Here is an 11,984-nt window from a genome sequence, read left to right on the forward strand (position 1 = left end):
GGGCATCGCCCGGTCGGGTGAGAGGGGCCAAGTGGCCTTCCGGCCCGCCGATATGGTCGCGCGGTGACCTCAACCCAAAGCGAAACCCGCCCCTTCAACGCCGCCGACCTGGGCACGCTCGTCGTGATGGCCTGGAGCGGCGATGCCCCCGACGGCCACATGCCCTACCTCCTCGCCTACACCCTCGGGGACTCGGCGGGCGGCCCGGAGACCTCCACGGCCGCCGTCGAAGCGCTGCTGGAGAACAACGGACTGCCCGTCGGCGGTGACCTCGTCGACGGCAACGCCCGGTCGAACCTGCCGGTCAGCCTGCTCGTCGAGGCGGGTACGGCCGTCGTCAACATGCCCGGCTTCAACGCCCAGTGCACCCCGCCGGAGGAGTGGCTGGAGGCGGTCGCCGAACGCGGCTTCGCCTACTTCGTGTTCACCACCCGCCCCTGGCCCGAGGCCGAGCCGGGCAAGCCCGTCGACCCGGAGGTCCTGGCCGCCTTCGCCGGCGCCGACGACACCCTGAACGCGGCCGCGCACGTCGTCCTCCCGGCCCGCAGCCTGCGCGGCTGATGACGCGGACCGCGGGCGCCGCTCGCGCGTTCGCCGTACTGCTGGTGATCACGGGGGCCGCCGGACTGCTGGCCTCCTGGGTCATCACCCTCGACAAGTTCAAGCTGCTCGAGGACCCGGACTTCACCCCGGGATGCAGCCTGAACCCCGTGGTGTCCTGCGGCAGCGTCATGCAGAGCGACCAGGCCTCGGCCTTCGGGTTCCCCAACCCGATGCTGGGCCTGGTCGCCTACGCCGTCGTGATCGGTGCCGGCGTGAGCCTGCTGGCCGGTGCGCGCTTCCCCGGCTGGTACTGGCTGACCTTCGAAGCGGGCTGCGTCTTCGGCATCGGCTTCGTCTCGTGGCTCCAGTTCCAGTCGCTGTACCGGATCAACGCGCTGTGCCTGTGGTGCTGTCTCGCGTGGGTCGCCACCATCCTGCTGTTCTGGTACGTGACCTCGTTCAACGTACGGAACCAATTCCTGCCCGCACCCGGCTGGTTGCGGTCGTTCCTCGGTGAATTCACCTGGGTGGTCCCGGTGTTGCACATCGGAATCGTCGGAATGCTGATCCTGACCCGTTGGTGGGACTTCTGGACGAGCTGACAATCAGCCGTCGTACTACTGCGGCAGTCGGGCGAATCTTGCGCTCGTGCGTGTTCCAGGATCGTTACGCGGTACGGACGTTGAGTCATCGAATCCGGAAAGGGACCGTACCTGAGATGAAGTCGACCACCCGAGGAACCATTGCCGCCGTCATCACGGGTGTCGCGGCCGCGGTGGGCGCCGCCGCGACCCCCGCCGCCGCGGTGGACACGGTCCCCGTCCCGGTGCCGCTGGACGGCATCGAGAAGTCCCTCAACGTGGAGCTGCCCAAGGTCGGCGGCGAGATCCCGCTGCCCATGCCGGGCGCGCCCGAGGGCCCGCAGTACGTCGAGGGCCGCCTGCTGCCCGAGCGGGTCATCCCGCAGCTGCCGGTCAGCGGCGGACTGCCCGGCGCCGGCCTGCGGGCGCCCCTGCCGCACATCCTCGGCGACGACTTCGACCACGTCGGTGTCGGCACCCAGGCCTCCGACCTGCGCACGCTGGCCCCCGGGCTGTCCCTGGACGCCCCGCTGACCGCCCCGAACGCCGACAACTTCGGCCTGCCGGACACCCAGCTCCCCCAGGTGGGCGTCCTCACGCCGGTCCTGCAGACCGTGCCGGCCGCGAACCTGGTGATGGGCCCCGGACTCTAGGGCCGCCGATTCCGCTCCCAGGAGCCCGCGCGGACCACCGGACGGTGACCGTGCGGGCTCCTTCGCGGTTACCGCTACGGATCATCCGAACCGGACGAGGAGCACACGATGGTCGTCAGTGTCGGCGGAGTGGCGGTAGGGGCGGAGCCCGGGGCGAAGGGCCAGGCCAGACCCGGACCGCTGCGGGGCGGTCGGCGGGATGTGATGCGAGCGCTGTTCGCCGCGGCCGGCGCCCTGACGCTCGCCCCGCTCGTCGCGGCCTCCCGGCCGCCCGGGCGCGAGGACGGCCCCGGGGCCACCGTCTTCGACGAGACCTACCGCGGCCGCCACATCCGCGGCGTCAGGACCTCCACCGGCCGCACCTTCGACACCGGCGAGTGGCACGTCACCGTGGACGGGCGTCCCCTGCACCTGATGCCCCGGGCCGACGGCACCTGGCTGAGCATGGTCGACCACTACCGGTCGTACGACACACCGCTCGACGCGGCGCGCGGAGCCGTCGACGAGCTGGCACCGGGACAGCAACTGCGCGAGACACACATGGGGGTCCACCATGGCGTACATCCGTAGGGACGCGAGCACGCTCACGAGCGCCGAGAAGCGGCGGTTCGTGAAGGCGCTGCTGGAGGTCAAACGGCGGGGCGAGTACGACGAGTTCGTACGGATGCACATCGACTTCTACGTCACCGACGGCGAGGGCGGACTCCGTACGGCCCATATGACGCCCTCCTTCCTGCCCTGGCACCGTCGCTTCCTGCTCGACCTGGAGCGGGCGCTGCGCCGGGTGGACTCGTCGGTGACCGTGCCGTACTGGGACTGGACCAAGGACCGCAGGGCAGGGGCGGCGCCCTGGACCAAGGATCTGCTCGGGGGCACCGGGCGGCTGTCGGACCGGCAGGTGACGAGCGGGCCGTTCGCCTGGTCGACGGGCAACTGGACCATCAAGGAGGGCGTGACCGACGAGGAGTACCTCACCCGGGACCTCGGCCGTACCCGCGACCCGATCGAACTGCCGACCAAGGCCGAGCTGGCCGCGGCGCTGGACGACCCGGTCTACGACGTCTCGCCCTGGGACTCGACGAGCCCGAAGGGGTTCCGCAACCGGCTGGAGGGGTGGGGGAGCGGGCGCGGTGCCGCCGCCTGGCGCAACCACAACCGGGTGCACCGCTGGGTCGGTGGCGCGATGGTCGGCGGCGCGTCCGTCAACGACCCGGTCTTCTGGATGCACCACGCCTTCGTCGACCTCCAGTGGTACCGCTGGCAGCGGCGCCACGCGGGCGCCCGCTATCTGCCGGCGAAGCCGCCGGCCGCCGGGACTTCCCAGTACCGACGGATCGTCGCACGGCACGAGAAGCTGCCGCCGTGGGATGTGACGCCGGACTCGCTGGAGGACGTCAGCGCGATCTATCGGTACGCGTGAGGCGGTGGGTGTGCCGTGGTGTGTGACCAGTGTGTGACCCGGCACGTGTGATGTGACGGGCACGCGGAAGAGCCCCCGGCGCTCGGAGTGCCGGGGGCTCTTCTGTGGTGACGGAGGGTCAGCCGCCGTAGCCGTGGCCACCCTTGTCGTGGCCGCCGTCGCTGACGTTGGCGCACGTGTTGCCGAAGGCCGGGTTGAGCAGGGCGATGACGTTGACGGTGTTGCCGCACACGTTGACCGGGACGTGGACCGGGACCTGGACGACGTTGCCGGACGCGACACCGGGCGAGTGGGCGGCGTCGGCCTGCGCGCCCGCGTCCGCCATGGCCAAACCGGCGCTGCCGAGCGCCACGGCACCGGCGCCGAGGGCGACACCGGCAGCCTTCGCGATGCGAGACATCACGTTCTCCTTCTGAATCGGTGAGCGTGCGGCAGCAGGACTCGCCGCCGCACTTCCCCTTCAACGCCGTCGCTCACGGCTGGTAACGGCGGATCATGTGCGGATCACCCTTTTTGAAGAACGGACCGCGTGGGAGGTCGGTCGGGGGGCGGGAAAATCGCTTAGTCCGGGCGGGGGCGCTCCACTAGCCTCCCGGCATGGCTACCGACCGACTCATGCGTCTGTTCACCGACGAGACCCGGGTACGCGCCTTCGCGGCGGTGGCTCTGGGCGCGAAGACCCCGGAGGAGGCCGCGCGGGCGGCCGGCCTGTCGGCGAAGGAGACGGCCCTGGCGCTGCGGAAGCTGCGCGAGCAGGGCGTGGTGACGGACGGGGAGGGCGGTGCGCTGGCCGTGGCGTACGAGCAGTTCAGGGAGTACGCGCGTGCGGAGCGGCCGCTGGCGGACAGCCGGGACACCGAGGACGTCGTTTCCGGAGACGCCAGTTCCGGAGACGCCGGTTCCGGGGACGAGCGCACGCTGCGGACCTTCGTCCGGGAGGGGCGGCTGGTGCGGCTGCCCGCGCAGTGGACCCGTAAGAAGGTCGTGCTGAAGTACATCGCCGAGCAGACCTTCGAACCGGGCGTCGAGTACCCCGAACGCAACGTCGACGAGAAGCTGCGCGGCTGGTGCGACGAGGGCGACGTCGACCATGTGACGCTCCGGCGCTACCTCGTGGATCTGCACCACCTGAGCCGGAGCGAGGGCATCTACCGGCGGGCGGACGCTGCCTGAGGCGGCGTCAGGGCAGTCGGCGTACGGGCGCCCCCGCGAGGTAGGCCTGGATGTTCTCGACGGCCTGGCCGTAGTACGTCCGGTAGTTGGCCTGCGACACATAGCCCAGGTGGGGTGTGGCGAGCAGGCGCGGGGCGGTGCGCATCGGATGGTCGGCGGGCAGGGGCTCGACGTCGAATACGTCGACGCCGGCGCCCGCGATCCGGCCCTCGTGCAGGGCGGCGAGCAGGGCGTCCTGGTCGACGATCGCCGCGCGCGAGGTGTTGATCAGATACGCCGTCGGCTTGAGCAGGGCGAGTTCGGCGGGGCCGAGCAGGCCCCGGGTGCGCTCGCTCAGGGCGAGGTGGACGGAGACGAAGTCGCTGTCGCGGAGGAGGTCCTCCTTGCTCGGGGCGCGTTCGACGCCCACCTCGTCGGCGCGTTCCTCGGTGAGGTTCTGGCTCCACGCGCTCACCCGCATCCCGAACGCCAGACCGACCTGCGCCACCCGGCTGCCGATCTTGCCGAGCCCGAGCAGTCCGAGGCGGCGCCCGTTGAGGTCGGCGCCGACCGTGGACTGCCAGGGGCCGCCCGTACGCAGGGCGTTGCTCTCCTCGACGATCCCGCGGGCGAGGCCGAGCAACAGGGCCCAGGTGAGCTCGACGGGCGGCGTGGAGGAGCTGGCGGTGCCGCACACGGTGACGCCGTGCGCCTCGGCGGCGGCGTAGTCGATGACGCTGTTGCGCATCCCGGAGGCGACGAGCAGCTTCAGCCGGGGCAGACGGGAGATCAGGGACGCCGGGAAGCGCACCCGCTCGCGCAGGGTCACGACGATGTCGAATTCGGCGAGCGCAGCCACCAGGGCGTCTTCGTCGTCGACGTGAGCATCGAAGGAGACGACCTCGACCCGCTCCGCGACCGACGACCAGTCGGCCACTTCGGTCGCCACCCGCTGAAAGTCGTCGAGCACAGCACAACGCAGTCGCACGTCGATCCGATCCCTCTCCGTGTTCCTGTTCCTGCTCCCTGTCCTGCATGGCGTCCATCAGGGCCCAGAAGATCGACTGTACGCCGTGGGGCGGCGAGGGGATGCGGTCGGAACAGGCTGGTCACTAGGTCATGAGCATGATAATTTCACGGCGCAGAACGAGATAAAACGCCTCCGGCGGGACGCTGTGATGATTTCGCGCCGACCGGATGACGAACATTGCCACTGGAGGCCGGATGTCGAGCGCGCGTCAGCGTTCTCGCGTTCTGGGGCTCGGGTCGGGCGCATTCCTTTTCGCGGTCATGGTCACGTTGGTCGGCTGTGGCCCGGGGAGCGAGGATGAGGCCGCACCGAAGCGCACCGATACGCACGTTCCACGATTGACCAACGCCAACAGCCGGGAAATGCCGCTGGATGAATATCTGCTGAATCCTGAGCAGACGGAGACAGTTTTCTCGGCTTACTCGGCGAGCGTCGCGAGCTGTATGCGTGAGTACGGATTCAAATATCGCATGTCCACTTCTTCCTATTCCGGGATCGGGGCCGATGCGCCGAAGACCCGCGTGGACGGTCGCTTCGGCTTTCAGAGCATGGCGCATGCGAAGAAATGGGGCTACCACCCCGACGGCGGGTTCCCGGACGGCGAGCGGCAGTCGACCGGTCCGGCCCCGGACGCCGATAAATGGTTCGCGTTGACCGGCACTCGAGACCTGAGTGAGGACGCTGGTTCCGGCGGAGTCGCACAGGACGGGCGTCGGGTGCGCGGCGGCGGTTGTGTGGGGGATGCGTTGCTGGAGATCACGGGGTCTCGCAACGGAGTCATCGGGGATGCCGAAGCCGCCACCGATCTCAAATTCAAGACTCTCGTCGAGGGCCAGCAAGACATGCGGACACTTGAGGTGTTCGGGCTCTGGTCACGCTGTATGAAGGGGTACCACTACTCCTACCGGAGCCCGCTCGAGGCTCTGGGTGATGTGCGGTGGGCGAAGTCGAAAGAGCCTACCGATGTGGAAATCGGCACTGCTGTGGCCGACCAGAAGTGCCGAAGTCGACACAATGTCGTGGGCGTTTGGTTCGCTGCCGACTTCGAGCGTCAGGAGCTGGCGGTGAAAGCCAATCGAAAGAAGCTTCTGGAAGTGAAGGAACAGCTGATTCGCCAAGTGCGAGCGGCTGAGCAGATCATCAAGAAGTCGAAGACCGAATGAAGAATGAGAGGGCAGTGAAGTGAACAGAGGACTGCTGAGCATCGCTGCGGTATCGCTGAGCATATTTGGAGTGAGTGCCACGTCGATGGGCGCGGCGCAGGCCCAGGTGCCGACAAGCTGCACGGTGGGGGTCAACTGCCCGCCCTACAGCTGCGAGGCGGGGGAGGCGTGTCTCTACTACAACTCGATCGAGAGCGGTCTGAACGGAATCTTCAAGCAGCACGGAGACATCGCGGACTACAGGTACTCCTCGACGGGCCAGACCTTGGTCTTTCAAATCTCCAACTACGGAGGGGAGGGGTCCGGTCAGCCTGTGAAGAACAACGCCGCCGCAGTGTGGAACCGGAGCGACCATCGCTTCGGGGTCTTCTACAACAGCTCCTACAACTGCTCGGTCGCCTGCCAGTCCATTCCTTCGCTTGTGCGAGTCAATCTGAACTCGTCCCTGAAGAACAACAACGCGTCGGGGTACTACTACTGAGCCGACTCGCTCTGGTGAGCTCTGGCGAGCCGTGGTGAGCCCGAAGCCGAAGTGTGGCGTGGCGCCTGCGGCTTCGGGTTCGCCCGGAGCAGCGGCCTGTGCCGATGGCGGCCGACGCGGTGATTTCCGGGCAACTTCCGGACTCTTCCAAGGGTGACTGGACCCACTCTGACCAGCAAAAAGCCCTCCCGGAGGAGGGCGAGAAAATGAGGCGCCCCCGGCAGGACTCGAACCTGCGGCCAAGCGCTTAGAAGGCGCCTGCTCTATCCACTGAGCTACGGGGGCCGGTGTGGTGGCCTCGTGCCTGGTGCCCGGGTGTGGGCTGATCCGTGACGTTGCCGGGGACAAGGATAGGGCTCCTGGAACCTTGTCCCTGTTGCTTCGCCTCCGTGGCTCAATGTGGAGGTTCGGTGAAGCGGTCCTGATAATCGCAGGCAGGTACGAATCGTGCATCGCTTTTGGCGTCTCACGCCCCGGGTGTTGTGCACTCGTTATGCCTGGACTGTGCCGGTGTCCCAGTCGTCCCTTCCATCCCTTGTGTTCCGTCGGCGCGCAGACATGCTCATATGCTTCAGAAATCCCCTAAAATTGGGCATTCTTCGCATGTGGTGACCTTGGACGTACGGCCTCAGCTGCTCGACGCACTCTCCGCCCTGCGCGACCGTGTCGCCGCCGCACGCTTCCCGCTGCCCCTCGCGGGGGCTCCACGCGCGCGTGCCAACCGCGACGAACTGCTCGCCCAGCTAGACGACTACCTGGTGCCCCGGTTGCGCCAACCCGAAGCGCCCCTGCTGGCCGTTGTGGGGGGATCGACCGGAGCCGGGAAGTCGACCCTCGTCAACTCCCTTGTGGGCAGACGGGTCAGCGAGGCGGGCGTACTGCGACCGACCACGCGGACCCCGGTGCTGGTGTGCCATCCGGAGGACCATCACTGGTTCAGCGGGATGCGCGTACTGCCCGACCTCACGCGCGTGTGGGTGCCGCACCAGGACGCGAGCGACGAACTCCTGCTGCCCGGCGAGGACCCCGCGCGCGTGCTGCGCGTCGAGACCGCCGACACCCTCCCACCCGGCCTCGCCCTCCTCGACGCACCCGACATCGACTCCCTCGTCGCCGACAACCGCACCCTGGCCGCCGAACTCGTCTGCGCGGCCGACATCTGGGTCATGGTCACCACGGCCGCGCGCTACGCCGACGCCGTCCCGTGGCATCTGCTGCGCACCGCCAAGGAGTACGACGCCACCCTCGTGACCGTCCTCGACCGGGTCCCCCACCAGGTCGTCTCCGAGGTCTCCCGGCAGTACGGAGCCCTGCTCACCAAGGCCGGGCTCGGCGAGGTGCCGCGGTTCACCGTGCCCGAGCTGCCCGAGTCGGCGTGGGGCGGCGGACTGCTGCCGGCCACCGCCGTGGCACCGCTGCGGACCTGGCTGGTGCACCAGGCACAGGACCCGGCCGCCCGGCAGCACACCCTGGCCCGTACCGCGTACGGCGTCCTCGACTCGCTCAAGTCCCGGATGCCCGAGCTGGCCAGTGCCGCCGCCGCCCAGTACGCGGCCGCCCTCAGACTCACCGCCGCCGTCGACGGGGCGTACGACAGCGAGCACACGCGCGTGCGGGGGCGCTTGCAGGCCGGTGCCGTCCTCGCCGGGGACGCGCTCAAGCGGTGGCGCGCCTTCCCCCTCGACTGCTCCGCCGGAGAGCTCCTCGACGCGTTCGTGGAGAGCCTCGCCGCGCTCCTGCTGTGCGCCGTCAGCGCCGCCGACGAGCGCGTCGAGGAGGCCTGGCGGCGCGAACCGGCGGCGGGCGCCCCCGAGCTGACCGACCGGGACCCGTCCCTGGAGAGCGCCGAACACCGGATCGGGATGGCCGTACGACGGTGGCGGCGCGAGCTGGAGGAGTTCGCCGAGGAGGAGGTGCGCGACCTCGATCGGAGCGTCGCGCCCGACCCCGAGGTGATCGCCGCGCTCGTCGCCACCGCACTGCTGGGCGGTCGCCGGGCGCGCTCCGCGGGCGAGGGGCTCGCCGAGCGGATCGGGGCGCACGGCGCGCTCCGGCTGCGCGACCGCGGCGGACGGCTGCTCGGCGAGTACGTGGACCGGGTGGTCCTCGTCGAACGCGAGCGCCGGCTCGCGCCGCTCGACGCCCTCGACGTACACCCCGAGCCCCAGGCCGAACTGATCGCCGCGCTGTCCGTACTACAGAAGGAGAGGTGACCGTGACCGCCGTCACTGACCAGGACCACACCGATCACACGGAGGACGCCGTCTCCGAGCACACGGACGACACGCCGGTGGAGGACGACACCGTGGACCGTGCCGAGGAAACGGACGTGGAGGAGAGCGCGGGGGACGTCGAGCACGCGCGCGTGGAGGACGACGAGGCCTCCGGCCGCGCGGAGGGACGTACGGAGCGCGCCGACTCGGCCGAACCCTGGGGCGACGGGCTGATCGCGCGCCGGGTCGGCGACACCGCCGCCGCCGAGCCGGTCGCCGTCGTCGAGACACGGGGCGCCGGAGTCCAGCCCGCGGCTCCTTTGGCGTACGACGGGCCGCTGCGGTCGCGTCTGGACGCGTTGCGCGAACTCGTGGGGCTCTCTCGCACCCGGCTCGACAGCCGGACGCTCGCCGAGGCCGGACAGGTGCTCGACGAGGCCGCGGCGCGCCGCAGGCTGTCGGGACAGCACACCGTCGTCGCCATCGCGGGCGCGACCGGCAGCGGGAAGTCGCAACTGTTCAACGCGCTGGCCGGAGTGGCCATCTCCGAGACGGGCGTACGGCGTCCCACCACCGCCGCGCCCATCGCGTGCAGCTGGAGCGACGGCTCGGCGAGCCTCATCGAGCGGCTCGGCATCCCGCCCCGGCTGCGGCGGCGCCCGTTGCAGAGCGCCGAGTCGGAGGCGCTGCTGCGCGGCCTCGTCCTGGTGGACCTGCCCGACCACGACTCGGCGGCCGTACAGCACCGCGAGCAGGTGGACCGCGTCCTCGCGCTCGTCGACGCGGTCATCTGGGTCGTCGACCCGGAGAAGTACGCCGACGCCATGCTCCACGAGCGGTATCTGCGGCCCATGGCCGGCCACGCGGAGGTCATGTTCGTCGTCCTCAACCAGATCGACCGGCTGCCCGGGGAGGCCACCGAGCAGGTCCTGGACGACCTGCGGCGGCTGCTCGACGAGGACGGGATCGCGCTGGGGGAGTACGGCGAACCGGGCGCGACCGTGCTCGCGCTGTCCGCGCTCACCGGGGACGGCATGGGCGAACTGCGCGAGACGCTGGGTCAGTTCGTGACCGAGCGCGGGGCGGCGGCGCGCCGGATCTCGGCCGACGTGGACGCCGCCGCGTGGCGGTTGCGGCCCGTGTACGCCACCGGGCGGCGGACCGGGCTGAGCGAGGAGGCGCGCGACGAGTTCGCCGAACGGCTCGCCGACGCCGTCGGTGCGACCGCGGCCGGCGAGGCAGCCGAGCGGTCCTGGCTCCGCAACGCCAACCGCGCGTGCGGGACACCGTGGCTGCGGCTGTGGCGGTGGTACCAGGACCGGCTCGAACCACCCACCGGACGGCTCCCGTTGCGCTCCCAGGCCGACGAGGAGGCCACGGCACGGCAGCGGGTCGAGCAGGCGGTGCGGACGGTGGCGGACCGCGCCTCGGCCGGGCTGCCGGCGCCATGGGCACAGGCGGTGCGGGAGGCGGCCGTACGGGGCTCCCAGGGGCTGCCCGAGGCGCTGGACGAGCTGGCCGCGCGCGCGGGACTGCCGCCCGGGCGGCCGCCGCGGCCGGGGTGGTGGCCGGCGGCGGTGTTCGCGCAGGCGTCCATGACACTGCTTCAGATCGTCGGCGGGCTGTGGCTGGTGGGCCAGATCGCCGGGTTCATGGCACCGAACCTCGGGGTGCCGGTGCTGCTGATGGTGGCCGGGATCATCGGCGGGCCGCTCGTGGAGTGGAGCTGCCGGATGGCCGCGCGGGGGCCCGCACGGCGGTACGGCATGGACGCGGAGCGGCGGCTGCGGGAGGCGGCGGCCGGGTGCGGGCGGGCTCGGGTGCTGGATCCCTTGGCGGCGGAGTTGCTGCGGTACCGGGAGGTCCGGGAGCAGTACGGGAGGGTGTTGGGGGTGGAGGCGGGGGTGCGGTGAGTGTGGCTGGTGGAGGCGGGGGTGCGGTGACCGTGGCTGGTGGAGGCAACGGGGTGCGGTGACCGTGCCCGGCGGAACCGTCGGGGTGCGGTGACTGTGCCTCGGGCTTCCGGGGTGGGCGCCGTACTCGTTCGGGTGGCGGAGTTTTCCACAGGTGGGCCGGTGGTCCACAGTGCTCGGCGGGCTCGGGCCGACGGAGGCAGTCTGGCCTCACGGCGATCGCGGCGGACGCGGTCGGCGGAGCAGACGCAGCCGTACGGGACGGGCCCGTCGGCGTATCCGGGAGGGGTTCGAGATGAACGAGACGATCATCGGCGTGGTGGGGAACGTGGCGACACAGCCGGTGTTCCGGGAGACGTCGAACGGTCCGTCGGCACGGTTCCGGCTGGCCGTGACCGCGCGCTATCTGGACCGTGAGCGCAGCGAGTGGAAGGACGGGCACACCAACTTCTTCACGGTGTGGGCCAATCGGCAGCTCGCCGCGAACGTGGCGGCCTGTCTGTCGGTGGGGGAGCCGGTCGTCGTGCAGGGCCGGCTGAAGATCCGTACCGAGGTGAACGACGGGAAGAACTGGACCTCGGCGGACATCGACGCCGTGGCGATCGGGCACGACATGGCGCGGGGCACGTCCATGTTCCGGCGGGAGCCGAAACCGGAGACGGCGAGCGTGTCCGCCCGGCCGGAGCCGAACTGGGAGACGCCCGTCGGCGACACCGAGGCCCAACAGGAGCCGGTGGCCGCCGCCGTGACCTGACGTCAGCGGACCGAACTGCGGCTTATCGGCGAATGCGCACCGAACGACCCTGGTGGATTTGTCGATAAGCCCTACCGTTAA

Annotated in this window: 13 protein-coding genes and 1 tRNA gene; 11 read left to right on the forward strand and 3 right to left on the reverse strand. The window is 70.3% G+C overall.

The window, feature by feature from the left end; genetic code table 11:
- Positions 1-63: 63 nt before the first annotated feature.
- The 5 genes from ABKA17_RS24110 to ABKA17_RS24130 all read left to right on the forward strand — a co-directional run bounded on the left by ABKA17_RS24110 (position 64) and on the right by ABKA17_RS24130 (position 3,197).
- A complete protein-coding gene (locus tag ABKA17_RS24110; RefSeq protein WP_353694291.1) occupies positions 64-561 on the forward strand; it encodes a DUF5949 family protein in 498 nt (165 codons plus the stop codon).
- Positions 561-1,145, forward strand: coding sequence for a vitamin K epoxide reductase family protein (locus tag ABKA17_RS24115; RefSeq protein ID WP_353694292.1), 585 nt, complete (start codon positions 561-563; stop codon positions 1,143-1,145). Before ABKA17_RS24110 ends, ABKA17_RS24115 begins: the two co-directional genes overlap by 1 nt.
- Positions 1,146-1,261: 116 nt before the next feature.
- Complete coding sequence (locus ABKA17_RS24120; RefSeq protein ID WP_353694293.1) at positions 1,262-1,777, forward strand: hypothetical protein; 516 nt, start codon at positions 1,262-1,264, stop codon at positions 1,775-1,777.
- A gap of 108 nt (positions 1,778-1,885) precedes the next feature.
- Positions 1,886-2,347 (forward strand): tyrosinase family oxidase copper chaperone, encoded by a 462-nt coding sequence (locus ABKA17_RS24125; protein WP_353694294.1) that lies wholly within the window; start codon positions 1,886-1,888, stop codon positions 2,345-2,347.
- Positions 2,331-3,197: a tyrosinase family protein gene (locus tag ABKA17_RS24130; RefSeq protein ID WP_353694295.1), complete on the forward strand. Its 867-nt coding sequence runs from the start codon at positions 2,331-2,333 to the stop codon at positions 3,195-3,197. The genes ABKA17_RS24125 and ABKA17_RS24130 overlap by 17 nt, the downstream gene beginning before the upstream one ends.
- Before the next feature lie 118 nt (positions 3,198-3,315).
- Here the strand turns inward: ABKA17_RS24130 and ABKA17_RS24135 are convergent, their stop codons facing one another.
- Entirely contained in the window at positions 3,316-3,597 is a 282-nt protein-coding gene (locus tag ABKA17_RS24135) for a chaplin (protein WP_353694296.1), read from the reverse strand.
- A gap of 197 nt (positions 3,598-3,794) precedes the next feature.
- On the opposite strand from ABKA17_RS24135, the gene ABKA17_RS24140 reads away from it, so the two are divergent.
- Complete coding sequence (locus ABKA17_RS24140; RefSeq protein ID WP_353694297.1) at positions 3,795-4,370, forward strand: DUF2087 domain-containing protein; 576 nt, start codon at positions 3,795-3,797, stop codon at positions 4,368-4,370.
- A gap of 7 nt (positions 4,371-4,377) precedes the next feature.
- Here ABKA17_RS24140 and ABKA17_RS24145 read toward each other — a convergent pair whose 3' ends face one another.
- A complete protein-coding gene (locus tag ABKA17_RS24145) occupies positions 4,378-5,337 on the reverse strand; it encodes a D-2-hydroxyacid dehydrogenase family protein (RefSeq protein WP_353694298.1) in 960 nt (319 codons plus the stop codon).
- Between the two features lie 236 nt (positions 5,338-5,573).
- On the opposite strand from ABKA17_RS24145, the gene ABKA17_RS24150 reads away from it, so the two are divergent.
- Together ABKA17_RS24150 and ABKA17_RS24155 are read left to right on the forward strand one after the other, a co-directional pair.
- Positions 5,574-6,542, forward strand: coding sequence for a hypothetical protein (locus ABKA17_RS24150; protein WP_353694299.1), 969 nt, complete (start codon positions 5,574-5,576; stop codon positions 6,540-6,542).
- A 70-nt stretch (positions 6,543-6,612) separates the two neighbouring features.
- A complete protein-coding gene (locus ABKA17_RS24155; RefSeq protein WP_353694300.1) occupies positions 6,613-7,023 on the forward strand; it encodes a hypothetical protein in 411 nt (136 codons plus the stop codon).
- Positions 7,024-7,235: 212 nt separating this feature from the next.
- Here ABKA17_RS24155 and ABKA17_RS24160 read toward each other — a convergent pair.
- A tRNA-Arg gene (locus ABKA17_RS24160) sits at positions 7,236-7,308 on the reverse strand.
- Between the two features lie 320 nt (positions 7,309-7,628).
- On the opposite strand from ABKA17_RS24160, the gene ABKA17_RS24165 reads away from it, so the two are divergent.
- The 3 genes from ABKA17_RS24165 to ABKA17_RS24175 all read left to right on the forward strand — a co-directional run bounded on the left by ABKA17_RS24165 (position 7,629) and on the right by ABKA17_RS24175 (position 11,903).
- Positions 7,629-9,236, forward strand: a complete 1,608-nt coding sequence (locus ABKA17_RS24165) for a dynamin family protein (RefSeq protein WP_353694301.1) — start codon at positions 7,629-7,631, stop codon at positions 9,234-9,236.
- Between the two features lie 2 nt (positions 9,237-9,238).
- Entirely contained in the window at positions 9,239-11,149 is a 1,911-nt protein-coding gene (locus ABKA17_RS24170) for a GTPase (protein WP_353694302.1), read from the forward strand.
- A 295-nt stretch (positions 11,150-11,444) separates the two neighbouring features.
- On the forward strand, positions 11,445-11,903 hold the full coding sequence (locus ABKA17_RS24175; protein ID WP_353694303.1) for a single-stranded DNA-binding protein: 459 nt from the start codon (positions 11,445-11,447) through the stop codon (positions 11,901-11,903).
- The last annotated feature ends 81 nt before the right edge of the window (positions 11,904-11,984 follow it).

It is taken from the genome of Streptomyces sp. RG80, from assembly GCF_040446465.1.
GTDB lineage: Bacteria > Actinomycetota > Actinomycetes > Streptomycetales > Streptomycetaceae > Streptomyces.

Excerpts from the sequence above, each read along its gene's own strand:
- ABKA17_RS24120 (WP_353694293.1), top strand. The coding sequence starts at position 1,262 with ATGAAGTCGACCACCCGAGGAACCATTGCCGCCGTCATCACGGGTGTC.
- ABKA17_RS24150 (WP_353694299.1), top strand. The coding sequence starts at position 5,574 with ATGTCGAGCGCGCGTCAGCGTTCTCGCGTTCTGGGGCTCGGGTCGGGC.
- ABKA17_RS24140 (WP_353694297.1), top strand. The coding sequence starts at position 3,795 with ATGGCTACCGACCGACTCATGCGTCTGTTCACCGACGAGACCCGGGTA.
- ABKA17_RS24115 (WP_353694292.1), top strand. The coding sequence starts at position 561 with ATGACGCGGACCGCGGGCGCCGCTCGCGCGTTCGCCGTACTGCTGGTG.
- ABKA17_RS24135 (WP_353694296.1), bottom strand. The coding sequence starts at position 3,597 with ATGTCTCGCATCGCGAAGGCTGCCGGTGTCGCCCTCGGCGCCGGTGCC.
- ABKA17_RS24125 (WP_353694294.1), top strand. The coding sequence starts at position 1,886 with ATGGTCGTCAGTGTCGGCGGAGTGGCGGTAGGGGCGGAGCCCGGGGCG.
- ABKA17_RS24130 (WP_353694295.1), top strand. The coding sequence starts at position 2,331 with ATGGCGTACATCCGTAGGGACGCGAGCACGCTCACGAGCGCCGAGAAG.
- ABKA17_RS24175 (WP_353694303.1), top strand. The coding sequence starts at position 11,445 with ATGAACGAGACGATCATCGGCGTGGTGGGGAACGTGGCGACACAGCCG.